Raw genomic sequence first — 18,531 nt, forward strand, 5'->3', positions numbered from 1 at the left:
GCTACCCCGAGAGCAGCGACGGCCCGAAGATCATCACCACGAGCGCCGCGAGCATCGTGACGCTCACCGCGGTGGTCACCGCCCCCGTCAGGGCCCGCCGGCCGCCCACCGGGAGACGCGAGACCACGGCCTCGGTGCTGGTCCGAAGGATGTGGCCGCCGTCGAGCGGGAACGCCGGGATGCAGTTGAAGAAGCCGAGGTTGAGGTTGATCCAGGCGGTCCAGAACAGGAGGTTCGCCAACGTGAACACCCCGTCGCCGAGGAACGAGAGCGGTCCCGTGACGGTGTAGAAGTCGATGTTCGTCCCGACGAACCCCGGGAAGTTGTAGCCGAGCTGCGGGAGCGCGACGCCCGCGAGTGGCAGCGTGACGACCGGGAGGAGGCCGGCCAACAGCGACGATCCGCCGGGTCCGCCTGCATCCCCGCCGAGGATCGAGAGGAACGCGTCGGCGGGGTAGCTATCGATCCCGAAGTCGTCCACGACCAGCCCGCTGGTTCCCTGCTGGAGGTCGTTCACGCCGAGCAGACCGGCCCCGTTCTGTGGGTTCTCGCCGAGGGTGACGGTCGCCGTGGTGCGCTCACCGTCGACGAAGGCCTCGACCCGAGCGGTGTCGCCGGGCTGGGTGTCGGCGAGCATGTCGCTGAGCGCCGTGGTGTTGGTGACCCGCTCGCCGGCGAACCGGGTGATGACGACCGGCTCCCCACCCTGGCCGGTCGCGTTCGCCAGCGGTCCGTTCGGGGTCATCCGCGTCGCGTAGGCCCCCATCGGTGCGGTCGTCGTGGAGCCGTTCGTCGTCCGGAGGGTTGCCACCGTGTGATTTCTGAGCGCGCCCTCGAACCCCTGTTCGGTCGCGACGGGCGTCCCGTTGACCGCCGCGATCGTCGTCGAGTTGGACTCGTTCGTTCCGAGCCCCGTCGGACCGCCTCGCGTCGCGGCGGTGACAACCACCGACCGCCGGACCGTGGTCGTGTTTCCGTCGTCCAGCGTGACCTCGACCGAACGGTTCGCGTCGTCGAGCGCGGCGGCGAGCTCGCTCTCGTTCGAGACGTTCTGCCCCGCCGCGCCCGTGATGACGTCGCCGCTCTCGATCCCGGCGTTCGCCGCTGGCGTGCCGGGGAGCGCGCCGCCGACCGCGACGCCGGGCGCGACCCCGATCGAGCCCACCACCGGCCCGAACAGGAGCGCGAACGCGACCGCGGTGAGCACGAAGTTGTTGGTGACGCCCGCGGCGAACATCCGGGTCTGGGGGCCGCGCTTCGCCTTCAACTGCTGTTCCTCGTTGGGTTCGACGAACGCGCCGAGGGGGATCAGGGTGAACAACGCGAGCCCCATCGAGGTGATCTCGATGTCCTCGACCCGGCAGAGCAGACCGTGCCCCCCCTCGTGGACCACCAGCCCGATGAGCAGCCCGAAGATTATCTCGGGGGCGACCGACAGGGGGAGAAACGAGTTCACGCCCGGGATCGCGAGCGCGTCCTGGGGTTGGGTGATCACGCTCGCCGAGGGCTGTTCGAAGATCTGGACCGCGCTGACGATCACGGTCGCGAACGCCCCGATCATGACCACCAGCGTGATCCCGACGCCGACGTTGGCCCACGCCCGCCAGAACCGCTTCGGCCCGGCGAGCCAGGTCAGGAACGCCTTGCCGCGCTGGGTGTGGATCGTCGTGATCGGCCCCGAGACCCGCACCGCGTTCGGCAGGAGCCCCCGCGTCGAGGCCGCCGTCGCGACGACGGTGTAGAGAAGAACTCCAGCGAGCACCCAAACCAGCGCGCTAACCATTGGCCACTCTCAGGAATCGTCGGGCATGAGGGTTTGGTTCCCGGCCTCCACTCAGCCTTCGCGCCGGAGCCGCCGGACCACGAACGCGCGGTCGAGCTCGGCGAGGAACGGCCCGAGCTTCGGCCCCTGCTCGGTGTCGAAGAAGAGTCGATAGCCAGCGGAAAACAGGTCGCCGGGATCCAGGTCGTGACTTCGGGCGGTTTCGAAGATCTCGCTCTGGATCGCCTCGCCGCCACGGCTCGCCTCATCCTCCTCAATAAATGTCGAAAGTTCATCAAGGGCCTCGCAGATATCGCTATCAAATTCTACTGAAGGGAGACCCTCTTCAAGACGGTAATTATACGCATTGTCAACTTTTCTTGCCCATCTTTGAGCACGTTCAACACGCTTGAGACTGTTCTCGACAGCCCAATCAGGTGTATCGTATGATATATGATCTTCACGGCGAGCCATTTTTTCACGCAAATCGAAGCTATCTGCCATTCCGAGTACAGCTGCAAATGTATATGGCAAGCGGGATCTTTTCGAGAAGAGTTCTCTCAGTATCTTATCTCGGTGGTTCCGAATCTCTTGATTGTCCCATTTGAGCCTATTATTGTCAAAATCAAATGTACGCAGCCGATCAATGTCTGCATATATATGTATACCTCTCCAATTATTAGTGTTTATTCTCTTGCGCCTATCTGTTGACGAGACCGTACCCTCTATCTTTGATATTTTAGTGTCGATTTTGAGATATTCAATAGATTCAGTTATCTCCAAATCATATGATATGGCAGACCCAACCAAGATCGACAAGTAATATTCTACGGGATTTTCTGGTGAAACCTGTTCAGATACACCATGAACGCTATCGTCAACACCTGACTCAATCGATGAAATGAGAGTGGGATATATCTGATCCTGCTTCTGCTGACTGATTGGGAGATCAATTTCACCAAAGTACGATTTCTCAAAGTTATCAAATTCATCGACTAACTGATCGATATTTTCAATTGAGAAGTCGCGAGCCTTACTTGGATCTCGAGCAAAGAAATAGAGAAGAACTTCGGGCTCTATGAATTGTAGAACCTCTTGAATCATGATGACATGTCCTTCTGACGACGAGAATGCTTTGCCGTCAAGTGTGAACCACTCATAGGCCATGGGAATTGGTGGGACATCATCGAGAATTCCTCGCGCGATGTCGATCCCACTTGGCCATGAACCCTCGGCATGGTCCTTACCGAACGGTTCGAAATCGACCCCCAAAACCCGCCACTGGGCAGGCCACTCGAAGCGCCATGGGAGTTTTCCTTTCCGAAAGGTGGTGGTTCCCTCGTGGCCACAGCCCTCAATGACCTGCCCGCCGGCCTCAATGTCGCCACAGGCGTACTCGACGGTACCCGCATCGAGGTTCACGCTCGTGACGGCATCCGTTTCTGTGACGTGACCACATTCTTCACAGATCGGGCGAAATGGCACGTAACCCTCGTCAACCTTATTCTGGTATTTCGCGAGCGCGCCTCTTGCTTCCTCGCGATGTTCGAGGAGAGTTCGTGTCACGTCCTCGAACGCACCGGATTCGTAGAGATCCGTGTTCGAAACCATCTCGACATCGATCCCGAGCGCTTTCACACTTCGCTCGATGAGGTTCGAGAAGTGTGATCCGTACGAATCACAACAGCCGAACGGGTCCGGGATCGCGGTGTAGGGTTTCCCAAGGTTGCGCCCGAGCGCGCCGGCGTCGACGTCGCCGAGGCCCACGATGTTCCCGTCGAGGTCGGCGAGCTTTCGGGGGATCTTTCGGAGTGGGTCGCGGTCGTCGGCGGTGAAGACCTGTTTGACTGTTCGTCCCCGTCCGCGGAGCGCCTCGGCTACGAAGTAACCACGGAGGATCTCGTTCATGTTGCCGAGATGGGGCACGCCAGACGGCGAGATCCCACCCTTGATCACGATAGGGTCATCTGGATCGCGCTCGAGAATCCGATCGGCCACCGATTCGGCCCAGAAGTCGTGGGGCTGTGACCCGCTCAGGATGTAGGGGTCGTCGTCAGTCATTCATCGCCCAGTAGGTGGGTTCGTCGCTGCCCTCGGGCACGATGTCGGTGCCGTCGTGGTCGCCCGAGGTCACAACGCGCGCGACGCGTGCGGGGTCGGTCCCGTCGAGGACGACGGTCCGAACCCCCGAGCGTTCGATGATCTTCGCCGCGAGGAGGTCGACGGGGGCCGACGCGCCGGCGGTCATCTCGATGTCCGCGATCACGTCGACGAGTTCGGTCGCCGAGAGCGCCTCGAAGCGGTGGGCGTCGTCGTCCGTCGCGGGGTCGGCGCTGTAGACGCCGGGGACGCTCGTCGCGTAGACCAGCAGGTCAGCGTTGGCGTACTCGGCGAGCGCGGCGCTCACGGCGTCGGTGGTCTGGCCGGGTGCGACCCCGCCCATGACGGCGACCTCGTCGCGCCGGAGCGCCTCGCCAGCGGTCTCGTAGTCGGTCGCGGGACTGGTCACCGCGCGTTCGGAGAGCGCCGCGATCAGGAGCCGGGCGTTGACCCGGGTGGTGTCGATACCCAGCTGGTCGAGTTCGATCTCGTTCGCGCCGAGCGCGCGTGCGGTGTGGATGTACTCGCGGGCGATGGTGCCGCCGCCGACGACGACGCCGACGGAGTGGCCTTCGGCCACGAGGTCCTCGATGACTTCGGCGTGTGCACCGACGCGCTCCGGGTCCCGCGGCGCGAGCACGCTGCCACCGAGGGAGAGAACGATTTTCATTGGCTCCGGTTGCTCGGACGCGCCCATAAGGATTGTCAACCCCGCCGAAGGGTACAAGCGACGGCCGACCCTCCCCCCCGCATGAAGGTCTTCGCCGTCGTCGGCCCCTCGAACGCGGGCAAGACGACGCTGGTCGAACGGCTCCTCCCCCGCCTCGACGGGCGCGTCGCCACGGTGAAACACCTCGACCACGCACCCGACATCGACACCGAGGGCAAGGACACGGCGCGCCATCGTGCGGCGGGAGCGAGCGCGACCTACGGCGTGAGCGACGAGGGCTGGTTCGCCACCGGCGACCCCCGCCCCCTGTCGGCGCTCCTCGACGACCTCGCACCCGACCACGACTACGTGGTCGTCGAGGGGTTCTCGGCGCGAGACCTCCCGGCGGTGGTCCTCGGGGGCCGCGAGCACGCCGGGCCGACCATCGCGACGGCTCCCGAGGCGGACGGGGTGGACCTCGGTGCGGTCTCGACGACGGTCGACGAACTCGAACCGTACGTCACGCTCGACTCGTTGGTCGAGGCGGTGAAGACCGACCCCGATGCCGACCGTGCGGGCGCGATCGCGACGTTCACGGGGCGGGTCCGGGCGAAGGACTCGGCGGACGACACACCGACCGAGGCGCTCGAATTCGAGACCTACGAGGGCGTGGCCGACCGAACGATGGCGGCGATCGCCGAGGAGTTGGAGGCGCGCGACGGTGTCTACCGGGTGCTCATGCACCACCGAACGGGGCTGATCGAGACGGGCGAAGACATCGTCTTCGTGGTCGTGCTCGCCGGCCACCGACGCGAGGCCTTTCGCACGGTCGAGGACGGTATCGACCGGCTGAAAGCCGAGGTCCCGATCTTCAAGAAGGAGCGAACGACCGACGAGGAGTTCTGGGTCCACGAGCGCGCGTGAACCGCGGCGGCCCCTCGACCCGCACAGGAACGAGAACATTTTGCCGCTAAATACCGATCACCCCGCCCGACGAGCGCGCACTCCACACGGGATTCTCTCACGATAGAAATATAGATCAAATATCTGTATCGGCTCGATAAAACGTCTAACGGTTTCTCGAAGCGTCGTGAAATCACTCCACAACCGATTTTGCGACTGAAGGGACCCGAAGCGACCCGAAGCATCTGTCGGGTATAATACATGGTACGCTCTGGATGCAAGTGGACGCCACAATGAGCACGACACAGCCCTCCGGGGTCGACTCGACCACGAAAGAACAGCGACTCGAAGCGTACCTCGAACGCAACGCGGCCGACGGCGAGCTCTACTTCAAGAGCAAGTTCATCGCGGACGAGGTCGGTCTCTCGCCGAAGGAGATCGGCGCGCTGATGTGTAAGCTCACGGATTCGGCGACCACCCTCGAGATCGAGAAGTGGTCGTACACCAGCGCGACGACGTGGCGCGTCGCGCCGGCCTGAATCACCGGTCGTCCATCCGCCCGATCGCGGCCGGTTCGTCATCCCACCGGTCGCCGTCCCCGCGGTCCACCCGCCCTCCCCACCGCTTTCCATCGTTCGATGGAGTTCCCACGACGGTCCCAGGAGTTCACCCCCACACCGGTTCCCGCTGACGTCGGCTCCGAGAGCGGGTCTGTACGTTTATACCGAACCCTCACGTAGCTTCGACAATGGACGAACGCGGTCCGCCGGCCGAGGCGTTCGCCGGGCTGTTTCGCGTCACCCAGCGCCGGGTCGACGGTGACCAGCTCCGGTACTACGGTCGGGCGCTGGTTCCCGGCGACCGCCTCGAACGTCGACTCTGGCCGGTGTTCCGCGACCGGGGCTACGAGGTGCGGCTCACGACCGACACGTACACCGAGCGCGACCCGTTCACCGGGGTCGAGATCCCCCGGAAACGCCAGGTTCTCGTCGCCACCCCGCACTCGACGGGGCTCGACGGCGTTCCGTGGACCAACCTGCTGTTCGCGGGGCTCACGGTCGTCTCGACGCTCTACGCCGGGAGCCAGTGGTACGGCGTCGCGGTCGACGGTCCGCTCGACATCCTGGCCGGCTGGCCGTTCGCGGCGGCGGTCCTCGGCGTGCTCGGCGTCCACGAACTCGGCCACTACGCCCTGAGCCGGTACCACGGCGTCGACGCCAGCCTCCCGTACTTCATCCCGATACCCAACGTCATCGGCACGATGGGGGCGGTGATCCGGATGCGCGGTCGGATGCCCGACCGGAAAACCCTGTTCGACATCGGGGTCGCCGGCCCACTCGCGGGGCTCGTGGTAGCGTGTCTCGTCACCGTCGTGGGGCTCTTCCTCCCGCCGGTCGCGGACCCCGGCTTCCCGATCGAGTTCCACTATCCGGTGTTGATCCGCGGCCTCGCCGAACTCGTCGGCCAGCCGCTCGACTACCCGGGGCGGGAGACGGTGAACCCCGTCGTGTTCGCGGGCTGGGTCGGGATGTTCGTGACCTTCCTCAACCTGATCCCGGTCGGCCAGCTCGACGGCGGCCACCTCGTGCGTGCGATGCTGGGAAAGCGCCAGGCCACCGTCGGCGCGCTGGTGCCCGCCGCGCTGTTCGGCCTCGCGGCCTACCTCTACTACGTCCAGGACGCCGCGTTCAACGCGGTCTTCCTCTGGATGTTCTGGGGGGTGTTCACGATGGGCTTCGCCTACGCCGGTCCCACGACCCCGATATACGACGAGGCGCTCGGCAGCAAGCGCCTCCTCCTCGGGTTCGTCACCTTCGCGCTCGGCGTGCTCTGTTTCACACCCATCCCGTTCGAGTTCATCCCGTGACCCCTTTCTTCGAGGGACGAACCGCCTCCTGACTGCGGAGTCTCGTGGATCTCGCCCGACGATGGAACATCGCATCTCACGGCCCGTGAGAAACCGTCTTCCGATGCATTCGGAGGCTCGGAGGCTCGGAGGCCCGGAGACCCAGTCTCACAGCGCCATGCCCACGGGAACACCGTCGAGAGCCGAACAACGAACCGAACGGGGACCGACTGCCGCACCTTCTCCGCCGCACCGCCTCCGCCACGAGCCTCCCCAGCCGACTTCCTCGCCCGCTCACTCCGTTCGCGCGCTCGGTCGTCCCTCGCACGGGCGTTCCGCGCCGCCCGACGGGCGGCGCGCAGGCCGCGCGCCAACCGCCCCGCCACCCGCACCTATCGACCGTCTCACCACCGACTGCTCCGCTACCCGCACCCATCGGCTGCTTCACTACCTGCACCTATCGACCCCTCTCCACTGGCTCCCTCAGCCGACCGGCCTCGGTCGGCGGGACTTTGAGCCGCCCGCTCGAACCGTCGACCATGGACACCCTTCGCGGACTCCTCGCACGCGAGCGCCGGGACGACCGCCTCGCGCTTCGGGAGGACGGAACGGGCCGCGAGTACGACAGCCATCGGCTCCTCACGAACGCCTGGAAGGTGAGCAACCTCCTCCATCAGTGCGGGGTTCGGGCCGGCCACACCGTCGGTCTCGTCGGTCGCACCCCCGAAGCCGTGCTCGCGTTCCTCGCCACGGCGTCGCTCGGTGCGGTGGTCCGATTCGACCCCTCGGACGAGAGCGACCTCCGAGCGGTCGTCGCACCGACCAACGAGACCGGGCGATTCGACCTCCCGCCCGGGAGCACGCCGGTCGCCTACGGGGCCGAGCCCGACGACCCCGGCACGCGCTACTTCGAGCGCGACGTCTGGAGCCAGAACCCGACGCTCGCGCCGGCCGCGGTGGCTCCCGACGACCCCGTGCTTGCGACGGCCGACGGGTCGTTCACCCACGCCGATCTGCTCGACGGGGCCGCACGGGCCGTCGAACGCACCGACATGGACGCCGGCACGACGGTCGCGGTCCGCGCGCCGCTCGCGCTCGCGGGCACCGTCGCCGCCGGTCTCGTCGCGCCGCTCATGGCCGATGCGATCGTCGTGTTCCCCGACGCCGACACCGTCGCCGACGTCGCCGTCGCGACCGACTCAGCGCCCGAATCGACCGTCTGTGACCCGACGTCGTTGCTCGACGACTTGCCGTAGTCACGTTTCGGAACGCGTATGTGTCGGGTTTCGAACCTTCGTGTATGCCAGGCGCACGCGTTGAGGCCGGCGAGCGGGTCACGCTTCGGACGATCGAACGCGATGACAGCGCGTTCGTCCAGCGTGGCCACGCCAACCCCGCGATCCGCTACCCGCTCGGGATGGTCGGCCACGAGAACGAACACCAGGTCGAGGAGGGCTTCGAGGAGTTCGTCGAGAGCGACGACCACGCCAACTTCCTCGTCTGTCTCGATAGCGAGGGGGCGGGGCCGGGCCATCCCGCGGCGGACGAGACCACCCCGATCGGCGTGGTCAACGCGACCCACGTCGACTGGGACCGCCCGATGCTGGCCTACTGGCTTGCGCCGGAGTATCACGGTGAAGGCTACGGGACGGAGGCGGTCGCGCTCGCTATCGAGAGCCTCTTTCGAACCTACGACATCCACAGCATTGCAGCCCACGCCTTCGATTACAACGCCGCCTCGCGCGGCGTGCTCGAATCGCTCGGTTTCACTCAGGAGGGTCGCGGCCGCGAGGCTCGGTTCGTCGACGGCGAGTACCGCGATACGATACAGTATGGATTGCTCCGCCGGGAGTGGCGGGCGAACCAGAAGGAGTAGGTCAGGCCTCGGCCGCTGTGCCGATCTTCATGCCGTCGAGCTTCTCGACGATCCCGTCGACCTTCCCGTCGAGGTCGTCGACGAACTCCTCGGTGTGGTCGGTGGTGATCGCGCCCTGGCTCGAGGGCTCTATCAGGGATTCCTCTTCGAGGACGCGAAGCGAGTACCGGACCTTGTGATGCGGGTAGCCCGTTTCGTTGGACATCTTCACGATACCGATCGGTTCGCTCTCGATCACCATTCGCAGGACCTGGAGGTGGCGTTCGAGCATATCGACCTCTTTTTCGAGTCTGTCTATCATGGCACTTGTTAACTCGTGAGAGAGGGTTTTAAAGGTTCTGCCACGCCCGCCGGCAGCACCCGGCCCTCGTTCCGTTCGTTCGGATTTGGTAGCAGATGTCATATACTTTCTGGCCTGTGTCCCGAACGCGTTACGGCGACCGCACACGGACCGCCCAACGGTCGGGTTTCCACGAGCACGGTCGTCGACACACCGTAATCGGTTTATCCCGAACGGCGAACTCTCGGGCATGACAGTCACCATCGTCGGCGCACAGCTCGGCGACGAGGGCAAAGGCGGGATGGTCGACCGCTGGAGCGAGCACGTCGACGTCGTCTGTCGGTACCAGGGCGGCGACAACGCCGGCCACACCGTCGTTCACGAGGGCGAGACCTACAAACTCTCGCTCGTGCCGAGTGGCGTCGTCCGCGGCAAGACCGGCGTGCTCGGCAACGGCTGCGTCGTCAACCCCGCCACGCTGTTCGAGGAGATCGACGCGCTCCGCGAGCGCGGCCTCGACCCGGACGTTCGGGTCGCCCGTCGCGCACACGTGATCTTCCCCTATCACCGCGTCCTCGACGGCATCGAGGAGACGGCGAAGGACGAAGGCGGCGAGGTCGTCGGCACCACCGGCCGCGGTATCGGGCCGACCTACGAGGACAAGGCGGGACGACGCGGCCTTCGCGTCGGCGACCTCGTCGACTCGAACGTTCTCCGGGACAAACTGGAGTACGTCGTCCCGCAGAAACGCGCGCTCGCCGAGGAGGTCTTCGGGGCCGAGGTCGGCGACGAGTTCGACGTCGACGCCCTCTACGAGGAGTACCACGAGTACGCCGACCGCCTCGAAACCGAGGGGATGCTCGTCCACGGCGGCGAGTTCCTCGCCGATCGCCTCGACGACGACCAGCGGGTCATGTTCGAGGGCGCGCAGGGGACGCTGATCGACATCGACCACGGCAACTACCCCTACGTGACCTCCTCGAACCCCACCGCGGGCGGTGCCGCGACGGGAACGGGACTCGGTCCGTCCGTCGTCGGCGACGGCGAGGTCGTCGGGGTCGTCAAGGCCTACCTCACCCGCGTCGGGAGCGGTCCGATGCCGACCGAACTCGCCGGCGTCGAGGGCGACACACCCGGCTACGAAGGCGACGCGGACGACGACGAGGAGGAGCTCGCGAGCTACATCCGCGACGAGGGCGGCGAGTACGGCACCGTCACGGGCCGACCGCGCCGCGTCGGCTGGCTCGACATGCCGATGCTCCGCCACGCGACCCGCGCCAGCGGCTTCACCGGCCTCGCGGTCAACCACATCGACACCCTCGCGGGGCTCGACGAGGTGAAGGTCGGCCACGCCTACGACCTCGACGGCGAGGAACGGCGCACGATGCCCGCGACCACCGAGCGCTGGAGCGAGTGCGAGGCGGTCCTCCGGGAGTTCGAGGGCTGGCCCGACGCCGACTGGGAGGCGGTCGCCGAAAGCGGCTACGACGCGCTCCCCGAGAACGCGCGGACGTATCTCGACTACCTCGGCGACGAACTCGACACGCCCGTCTACGCCGTCGGCATCGGTCCCGACAGGGACCTGACGGTGGTGCGCACGAACCCGATCGAATAGACGGGGAAGCGCGGTCGGTGTCGTCGGCCCCGTGGGGACTTCTCCCCACGTTCACGACGTGACCGCTCGCGTCGATCGGCCGGTCCGCCGAGACGACTTATCGTCACCGACCCCCTCTCCCTTCTATGGACCCACGGATCACGCTCGTCACGCTCGGTGTATCGGACCTCGCCGACTCCATCCGATTCTATCGGGACGGTCTCGGGTTACCGATGCAGGACCGAGCGGACGACAGCGATGTCGCGTTCTTCGCCCTCGACGGCGCGTGGCTCTCGCTCTACCCGAGGGACCTGCTCGCCGAGGACGCGGCGGCCACGGACGACGGCGGTTTCTCCGGGGTCACCATCGCCCACAACGTATCGACGAAGGAGGAGGTCGACGCGGTTCTCGACGAGGCAGCGGCTTCGGGGGGACGTATCGTGAAACCGGCTCAGGAGACCTTCTGGGGTGGGTACTCCGGCTACTTCGCCGACCCCGACGACCACCGGTGGGAAGTGGCATATCCTCCACTTAGTGCCGAGTAGCTCCCTCGGTCACCGACTATCGTGGGGCGCTCCCGTTCGATTCCCAGCGACCCCGTTGAGGGTGTCGAACAGCGAAACGACGAGCACCACCTCGGTTCCGTTCGTCGGCCGGAGCGGTCAGCTCAGCGCTGGGTGGTTATCTCGCAGCCGTCCTCGGTGACGATCACGGTGTGTTCCTTCTGGCTCACGAGGTTCCCCTCGGCTTCCTTGAGCACGGGGTAGCTGTGGACGATGTTCTGGCGTTCGAGCCGGCGGAGCGCCATCTCGGGGCGGTCGACGTCGAGCCACCGGGCGGCGAACGGCAGCGTCCGGAACTCCTCGGTGATCTGGTCGAGCGCCGCGCGCGCGTCGTTGTTCCGGACCGACCCCTCTCGGTCGAGTCCATAAATTTCGACCTTGTTGCCCTCGCCGACCTTCCCGCTGCCGTCGGTGGCGAAGGGCTCGACGGCGACCACGTCGCCGACGTCGAGGGTCACGCTCTGGCTCACCGCCCGATTCGGGATGTTCGGTGGGGTGTGCTGCTCCCAGCGCGCGAGGCCGTGCCCCGTCAGGTTGACGACCGGCTTGAAGCCCGCGTCCTCGATGACTTCCTCGATCCGCGCGCCGATCGTGCCCGTCTCGACACCGGCTTCGACGAGTTCGAGCGCGGCGTCGAGCGCGCGCTCGGGCGCTTCGGCGAGGTCGGGATTGCCGGAGAGGTCCACCGTGACGGCGGTGTCGGCGAGCCAGCCGTCGATGTGGACCCCGATGTCGAGGTTGACCATCTCCTCGCCGAAGGTGGTCTCGTCGTCGGCGCTCGGCGAGGCGTGGGCGGCCTCCTCGTCGATCGAGATGTTCACCGGAAAGGCGGGCTCGCCACCGAGTTCGCGGATGCGCTCCTCGGTCCACTCGGCGACCTCGAGGTGAGACACCCCCACCTCGACGCGCTCGGCGGCCTCCTCACGAACCTGGGCGAGGATCGCGCCCGCTTCGCGGTGTTTCTCGTACTGCTCGGCTTCGAGGTCCACCGATTCGTCGCTCATACGCCGACTACGCCGGTTCGAGCAAAAGGTCTGGCGTTCTCAGGGTCCGGTGCTCGTCTGCATCGCGGCCGAGTTGTACGCGCTCCCCGCCCGCCCCTCGCTGTCGAGCACGATGAGCCCCGCCGTGGATCCCGTCACCTCGTCGAACTCGGCGAGCGCCCGGTCGGCGGCGGTCTGTGGACTCGCGCCGGCTTCGAGCTGCCGGACGGTCTCTCGTGTGAGCGTCACACGGACGATGTCCTCGCCCGCACCGGTCGCGCTCGCGCCGCCGGCGGGTGTGGCGAAAAAACCGCTCCCGACCTGTGGGACGTCGCCCACGCGGCCCGCGAGCGCCGCCCACCGCCCGCCGGTTGAGGTCGCGGCCGCGACCCGTCCGTCGTCCACCGCGACCGCGCCGACCGTGTCCGACCCGCCGTACTCCTCGCGAACCCAGTCGAGGTGGGTGCGGGGATCCGCCGGGGGATCGGCGTCGGCCCACCGCTCGCGGGTTCGGTCGGTGGTGAGGTCGGCGTCGATTTCGACCCCGAACTCGTCGGCGAGTCCGACGGCGTGTTCGCCCGAGACGAAGATATGCGGGGTTTCGTCCATCACGAGACGGGCGACCGCGGCGGCGTGTTCGACGCCGGGCATCGAGCAGGCCGCCCCGACGCGTCGGTCGTGGGTCATCAGGCCGGCGTCGGTTCTGACCACCCCGTCGGACTGGACCGCCCCGCCGACGCCGGCGTTGAACCGTGGGCCGGATTCGAGCACGCCGACCGCGCTCACGACCGCCTGTACGGGGGTGGCTTCCTCGGCACCGACCGCGACGGCTTCGTCGAGGACCGCCTGCCGTCGGTCGGGTTCGTCGGGCGTCTCGCCGGCTCCACCGTGGACGATGAGCTGCACGGCTGGGGTTCACCCGGTGGACGAATAACCGTCCCGAACCGGCGCGCGAACGAGAAAGCCAGACCTTTTAGCGCGTCCGTTTGAATCTTCGGTATGTCTTATGACCGGGTCGAAGTCCCGACGAACGGTTCACAGATCGAAGCCGTAGACGACGGGTTCGATGTCCCCGACGACCCCATCATCCCGATCATCCACGGCGACGGTATCGGCGTCGACATCGGTCCCGCCGCCCAGAAGGTCCTCGGCGCGGCCGCCGAGGCGACGGGTCGTGAGATCCACTGGATGCGCCTCTACGCCGGCGAGTCCGCACGTGAGAAGTACGACGAGAACCTGCCGGACGACACCCTCGAAGCCTTCCGCGAGTTCAACGTCGGCATCAAGGGCCCGCTGACGACCCCCGTCGGCGCGGGCTATCGCAGTCTCAACGTCGCGCTCCGAAAACGGCTCGACCTCTACGCCAACGTCCGACCGACCTACCACATCGACGGTGTCCCCTCGCCGGTCAAGGACCCCGACGCGATGGACATGGTCAACTTCCGGGAGAACACCGAGGACGTCTACGCCGGCATCGAGTGGGAGCAGGGCACCGAGGAGGTCGAGCAGGTCCGTGAGTTCGTCGAGGAGGAGATGGGCTATGACAACACCATCCACGAGGGCGAGGTCGGGATCGGCATCAAGCCCATCACCGAGTTCGGGACCAAACGCCTCGTGCGCCGCGCGATCGACTACGCCCTCGAGAACGACCGCGACTCGGTGACGCTGGTCCACAAGGGCAACATCATGAAGTTCACCGAGGCGCAGTTCCGCGACTGGGGCTTCGAGGTCGCCGAGGAGGAGTACGGCGACGAGGTCATCACCGAGGACACCCTCTGGAACCAGCGCGACGGCGACGTCCCCGAGGACACCGTCGTGGTCAACGACCGGATCGCCGACGCGATGCTCCAGTGGCTCCTCCTCCGCCCCGAGGAGTACGACGTGCTCGCGATGCCGAACCTGAATGGGGATTACCTCTCGGACTCCGCCGGCGCACAGATCGGCGGGCTCGGGATCGCCCCCGGCGCGAACCTCGGCGACGGCCGCGTGCTCGCCGAACCCGTTCACGGGAGCGCCCCGAAACACGCCGGCGAGGACGAGGCCAACCCGACCGCGATGATCCTCTCGGGTCGCCTCATGTTCCAGCAGATGGGCTGGGAGGACGCCGCCCAGAAGATCTACGACGCCGTCGAGGCCGCCATCTCCAACAAGAAGGTCACCTACGACATCCACCGCCAGATCGACGGCGGCGAGAAACTCGCCACCAGCGAGTTCGCCGACGAGATCGTCGACAACATCTAAAGCCCCACTTTTTTCCTCGTCCCCGTTCGCTCGCTGCGCTCGCTCAGGGTCCTCGCAAAAACCTGGACTAAAAAGAGCCGCTCACTCGCGCTCCGCGCTCGTTCGCGGTACAATCACCATCACCTCCACAACCGCCCCGCACAGCACCGCCGAAGCCCTCGGCCCTCACTCCGTTCGGGCCTCGCCCTTCATCCGCCAGGAGAACACCGCAACGGCACCGCGGGCCGCAACCGCACCGCCGGGCCGCAGCGCGGCCGCAGCCGCCAACGGATACCGACCCCGCCTTGAGCCCATCGACACAGCCCACCGGTCGGGCGAGGGAATTTAGCGTCCCGACTCGGAACCTCGTTCGAGAGCATCATGGCAGACGACCTCACCGAACCCGCCGAGTTCGACCCCGACGACGTACTGACCCTCGACGATCCCGCCTTCGCGCCCGAGAACGTCGCGCTCGTCACGGGCGGGGGCTCCGGGATCGGCCGGGCGACCGCGCTCGCGCTCGCCCACAACGGCCTCACGGCCGTCGCGACCGACGTCGACGAGGACGGCCTCGACGAGACCGCCGCGAAACACGACGAGTTGGACCTCGACGGCGCGATCCACACCGTTGCCGGTGACCTCACCGACGACGACGATATCGAGCACGTCGTCGAGTTCGCGGCCGAACAAGGTCAGATCCGATTCCTCGCGAACATCGCGGGCCTGCAGACCGTCGCCCCGATCGAGGAGTTCTCGATGGACGACTACGACCTGATGCAGGAGGCGATGCTCCGCGCACCGCTCTACCTCACGAAGCTCTGCCTGCCCCACATGCGCGCGGGTGACGGGACCGGCGCGGTCGGGAACATGTGCTCGATCCACGGCCACTACGTCACCCGCGACAAGGTGGCCTACAACATGGCGAAGTTCGGGCTCCGTGGGCTCACCCAGTCCATCGCCGCCGAGGGCGACGGCGATATCCGCTCGTTCTCCTTCTCGACGGCCTACGTCAAGACCCCGCTGGTGACGGACCAGATCGCCGACACCTCAGGATCCCGCGGGATCAGCGAACGCGAGGTCGTCGAGGACGTGATGCTCGGCGAAGCGAGAGTCAAGGAGATGATGGAACCCGTCGAGGTGGCGAACCTCTTCGCGCTCGGCTTCTCGGGCCACGCGAAACACCTCGACGGCGGCGACCTGCTGTTCGACGGCGGCTACACTCTGACCTACGACTGATCAGTAGGTGTCGAGGTCGGTCCCGACCGAGCAGACGTACTCGCCGGTGGCGACCTGCGGGAGCCGGCGGGTACGCCAGAACACGCCCGCGGCGTCGGCGGTCGCCTCGGCCTTCACCCCGCCGAACGCGTCGGTGATCCGGAATAACCGGTCCCCGCGCTCGACCCGGTCGCCGAGGTCGACGAGGAACTCGACCAATCCGCCCGCAGACGCGCCGTACTGCTCGAAGCCGGTCGCCCGGACCTGTTCCCCGGCGCTCGCCGTCCCCTCCACGAAACCGTACTCTCGGAGGACGTTCTTCACGCCCTGCACGCCGACTTCGACGCTCTTCTCGTCGAAACCCACCGAGCCGCCGAGTTCGGGGTCGATGGTCGGTACGCCCTCGTCGGGGCCCGCCCGGGCGAGTTGGCCGTCCGGTCCCTTCTGGTCGAGGACGTATCCACACCCGAACGTCTTCGCGAGGTCGAGACACGCGTCGTGGAGGCGGTGGCGCGGGCCACATCGGACCCTGGTCTCGCGGATCATCCGGCTGGTCGAGCCCTGGTGGAGGTCGAGCACGAGGTCGGCGTTGGTCGCGATGTCGAACGTCGTTGCCGCGATTCGCTCGGAGGACGTTCCGCGGTTGTCGCCCGGGTAGGCCCGGTTGAGTTTGGTGTCGTCGATCGGGTTTCGGTGTTCGGCCACCCGGAAGCCGTGGAGATTGACGATCCCGACGATCAAGATCGTGCCCGCGATGTCGGCGGGGTCGAGCTGGGGGACGATCCGTCGGATGACGCCGACGCCGTTGAGTTCGTCGCCGTCGCTCGCGGCCTGCATGTAGAGGGTCTTGCCGTCGTCCGCACCGTTGATAACACAGACGGGGAGACCGACGTCCGCACCGTCGCGACTCTCGCCGACCGACAGCCGACCGGTGTCGACCTCGCCGGGAGCGGCGCTCGCGGTTCCGAGGCTCGTCATTATTCGAACACGACATTTCGACCGCCTTTAGCCGTTCGATATCGACGGCGAACCGACGCGATTTTGCCGCCGCCGACGGTAGTCCAACCGTGGCAGACGCACCCGACCGCCCCCCGACCACGGAGTTCCTCGCGGCGCTCTCGGTCGCGCGCAACGCCAAGATCGGGCTCGCGGTCGGGGTCGCGTTCGCGGCTCTCGCCTACGTCTATCGGGTGTTCGCGCTCGCCGGCCCGACCGCCGACACCCGTGGCTCCCCGGTACTGTTCGCCCTCCTCGCCGTGACCCTCGCCCTCGCCGCCGCCGCGGTCGTCGCGGTCGGGCTGACGTTGGTGTCGGCCTACCGCCTCGCTCACGAGGGATGAGCATCCCGTTTGGTCGCTAGCTGCTGGGTACTCTGGCCGAACAACGTGTTTACTGGTCCGAGATCACCATATCCTCGACCTCAACGTAGAGAGCGTAGTACGTTCGCTCCCGCTTGATGAACACAGTCATTCGTTCCTGCTTCCGTTGATGCTCGGAGACACGCCGAAGGAGACCATCGAAACTGGAGGATGGCTCACATGTTCCGATTCCACCGTTTTCGATGATGGCTCGACCGAGGGCCCGTTCACCTGACGGCAGTCTCGAGAATACGATAGGGTTGTACTCGTCAGCTATCCGAGGGAGAGTCCGTTCGACCCGAATGATGCTGTCGTGCATTCCACTGCAATCTGTCGACCGGGTCCAGTCAGTCGCTGCAGCCGAGTCGGATGTCGTGTTCGGTCTTCCGGAATTACCACGGACAGCACTCTGCACACACCCTGAAAGGAGTGTTGTAGCCCCTACGATAGTGGAGAGAAACGCACGCCGGTTCATATGCCTATACCGGAGCAATCTACCGACGAGGGCTTTCGTAGGATGACAGATATGGTGGTCTTTGCCATTGCTCTCGAATAAATTCACGCCCACTACTGTGCCGACGATGTCTCCCCACAGGCCTCACGAAGCCGCTCGGCTCCGGTTCGCGGTCCCTTCGCCAGCAGGACGTTCTCCGCCCGGAGTTCGGTGTTCGGCCCCGGCGAGACCACCCAGTCGTCGCGCTCGTCGGCCGTGCGCTCCCCGCCTGCTCGCCGGACCGCGATCACCCGCATCCCGGTCTCGGTCTTCACCATCGCCTCCCCGAGCGTCGTGCCGTCGAGGTCGCCCCCCGCCGCGATCCGCTCGCGGACGAGCACCTCGTCGGACTCGCTGACGGCCTCGGCGATCACCGGATGCGAGGCGATCCCGCGGAGGACACCCTCGCTGATCTCGAGGGCGGCGTCGGAGATCACTTCGGTGCTCCGGGCGAGGTGGACCAGCCCCCGCAGGGAGACCGGGTCCTCGACCCGGCCCGCCGCCCGGAGGGTCCAGGCCTCGAACCGCGACTGGAGCGCGTCGACTTCGGCTTCGAGGTTCAGGACCTCCTCGGCGAGGGCCTCGCTGTCGAACAGCACCGCGCCGTAGGCGAGGTCCACCGCGAGCTCGCTCATGTTCTTCATCAGCACCACCGAGTCCATCGCGCGTTCGAGGTCCGGGGTGTGGGG

The 18,531-nt window shown here is 66.3% G+C and carries 19 protein-coding genes; 10 read left to right on the plus strand and 9 right to left on the minus strand.

Going from position 1 to position 18,531, the window contains the following annotated elements:
* Position 1: 1 nt before the first annotated feature.
* Genes D3261_RS16395 through pyrH form a run of 3 tightly spaced genes read right to left on the minus strand, consistent with a single transcriptional unit; the run spans position 2 to position 4,532 of the window.
* The gene (locus D3261_RS16395) at positions 2–1,783 is read right to left on the minus strand and encodes a site-2 protease family protein (RefSeq protein WP_120074230.1); all 1,782 of its coding nucleotides are present in this window, start codon (positions 1,781–1,783) and stop codon (positions 2–4) included.
* A 51-nt stretch (positions 1,784–1,834) separates the two neighbouring features.
* Positions 1,835–3,823 carry a lysine--tRNA ligase gene (gene lysS, locus D3261_RS20740; RefSeq protein ID WP_233554020.1) on the minus strand — a complete coding sequence of 663 codons (1,989 nt, stop codon included), beginning with the start codon at positions 3,821–3,823 and terminating at the stop codon, positions 1,835–1,837.
* Positions 3,816–4,532 (minus strand): UMP kinase, encoded by a 717-nt coding sequence (gene pyrH / locus D3261_RS16410; protein WP_120074232.1) that lies wholly within the window; start codon positions 4,530–4,532, stop codon positions 3,816–3,818. Before pyrH ends, lysS begins: the two co-directional genes overlap by 8 nt.
* A gap of 81 nt (positions 4,533–4,613) precedes the next feature.
* On the opposite strand from pyrH, the gene D3261_RS16415 reads away from it, so the two are divergent.
* The 5 genes from D3261_RS16415 (at position 4,614) to D3261_RS16435 (ending at position 9,136) form a co-directional block, all read left to right on the plus strand.
* Complete coding sequence (locus D3261_RS16415) at positions 4,614–5,435, plus strand: molybdopterin synthase (protein ID WP_120074234.1); 822 nt, start codon at positions 4,614–4,616, stop codon at positions 5,433–5,435.
* Between the two features lie 272 nt (positions 5,436–5,707).
* On the plus strand, positions 5,708–5,953 hold the full coding sequence (locus D3261_RS16420; RefSeq protein WP_007695162.1) for a hypothetical protein: 246 nt from the start codon (positions 5,708–5,710) through the stop codon (positions 5,951–5,953).
* 209 nt (positions 5,954–6,162) lie between these two features.
* Complete coding sequence (locus D3261_RS16425; RefSeq protein ID WP_120074236.1) at positions 6,163–7,281, plus strand: site-2 protease family protein; 1,119 nt, start codon at positions 6,163–6,165, stop codon at positions 7,279–7,281.
* Between the two features lie 518 nt (positions 7,282–7,799).
* Positions 7,800–8,516, plus strand: coding sequence for a hypothetical protein (locus tag D3261_RS16430; RefSeq protein ID WP_120074238.1), 717 nt, complete (start codon positions 7,800–7,802; stop codon positions 8,514–8,516).
* 44 nt (positions 8,517–8,560) lie between these two features.
* The gene (locus tag D3261_RS16435; protein ID WP_120074240.1) at positions 8,561–9,136 is read left to right on the plus strand and encodes a GNAT family N-acetyltransferase; all 576 of its coding nucleotides are present in this window, start codon (positions 8,561–8,563) and stop codon (positions 9,134–9,136) included.
* 1 nt (position 9,137) lies between these two features.
* Here the strand turns inward: D3261_RS16435 and D3261_RS16440 are convergent, their stop codons facing one another.
* Positions 9,138–9,437 carry a hypothetical protein gene (locus D3261_RS16440; RefSeq protein WP_120074242.1) on the minus strand — a complete coding sequence of 100 codons (300 nt, stop codon included), beginning with the start codon at positions 9,435–9,437 and terminating at the stop codon, positions 9,138–9,140.
* 229 nt (positions 9,438–9,666) lie between these two features.
* Here D3261_RS16440 and D3261_RS16445 point away from each other — a divergent pair, with 229 nt between their 5' ends.
* On the plus strand, positions 9,667–11,031 hold the full coding sequence (locus tag D3261_RS16445; RefSeq protein ID WP_120074244.1) for an adenylosuccinate synthase: 1,365 nt from the start codon (positions 9,667–9,669) through the stop codon (positions 11,029–11,031).
* Positions 11,032–11,156: 125 nt separating this feature from the next.
* On the plus strand, positions 11,157–11,555 hold the full coding sequence (locus tag D3261_RS16450) for a VOC family protein (RefSeq protein WP_120074246.1): 399 nt from the start codon (positions 11,157–11,159) through the stop codon (positions 11,553–11,555).
* A 122-nt stretch (positions 11,556–11,677) separates the two neighbouring features.
* Here D3261_RS16450 and map read toward each other — a convergent pair whose 3' ends face one another.
* Together map and D3261_RS16460 are read right to left on the minus strand one after the other, a co-directional pair.
* Positions 11,678–12,577 (minus strand): type II methionyl aminopeptidase, encoded by a 900-nt coding sequence (gene map / locus D3261_RS16455; protein ID WP_120074247.1) that lies wholly within the window; start codon positions 12,575–12,577, stop codon positions 11,678–11,680.
* A 39-nt stretch (positions 12,578–12,616) separates the two neighbouring features.
* Complete coding sequence (locus D3261_RS16460) at positions 12,617–13,462, minus strand: isoaspartyl peptidase/L-asparaginase (RefSeq protein ID WP_120074249.1); 846 nt, start codon at positions 13,460–13,462, stop codon at positions 12,617–12,619.
* Positions 13,463–13,555: 93 nt separating this feature from the next.
* On the opposite strand from D3261_RS16460, the gene icd reads away from it, so the two are divergent.
* Positions 13,556–14,797 carry an isocitrate dehydrogenase (NADP(+)) gene (gene icd / locus D3261_RS16465; protein ID WP_120074251.1) on the plus strand — a complete coding sequence of 414 codons (1,242 nt, stop codon included), beginning with the start codon at positions 13,556–13,558 and terminating at the stop codon, positions 14,795–14,797.
* 165 nt (positions 14,798–14,962) lie between these two features.
* Here the strand turns inward: icd and D3261_RS20895 are convergent, their stop codons facing one another.
* Complete coding sequence (locus tag D3261_RS20895) at positions 14,963–15,091, minus strand: hypothetical protein (RefSeq protein WP_255409231.1); 129 nt, start codon at positions 15,089–15,091, stop codon at positions 14,963–14,965.
* Between the two features lie 66 nt (positions 15,092–15,157).
* Here D3261_RS20895 and D3261_RS16470 point away from each other — a divergent pair, with 66 nt between their 5' ends.
* Positions 15,158–16,012 (plus strand): SDR family NAD(P)-dependent oxidoreductase, encoded by an 855-nt coding sequence (locus D3261_RS16470; protein WP_120074253.1) that lies wholly within the window; start codon positions 15,158–15,160, stop codon positions 16,010–16,012.
* Here D3261_RS16470 and D3261_RS16475 read toward each other — a convergent pair whose 3' ends face one another.
* Positions 16,013–16,969, minus strand: a complete 957-nt coding sequence (locus D3261_RS16475; RefSeq protein WP_120074255.1) for a succinylglutamate desuccinylase/aspartoacylase family protein — start codon at positions 16,967–16,969, stop codon at positions 16,013–16,015.
* Between the two features lie 89 nt (positions 16,970–17,058).
* Here D3261_RS16475 and D3261_RS16480 point away from each other — a divergent pair, with 89 nt between their 5' ends.
* A complete protein-coding gene (locus D3261_RS16480) occupies positions 17,059–17,331 on the plus strand; it encodes a hypothetical protein (RefSeq protein ID WP_120074257.1) in 273 nt (90 codons plus the stop codon).
* Positions 17,332–17,916: 585 nt separating this feature from the next.
* On the opposite strand, the gene D3261_RS16490 is transcribed toward D3261_RS16480, so the two are convergent.
* A partial coding sequence (locus D3261_RS16490; protein WP_304999782.1) for a potassium channel family protein occupies positions 17,917–18,531 on the minus strand: 615 nt, incomplete at its 5' end.

Source organism: Halococcus sp. IIIV-5B, assembly GCF_003602035.1.
Lineage (GTDB): Archaea > Halobacteriota > Halobacteria > Halobacteriales > Halococcaceae > Halococcus > Halococcus salsus.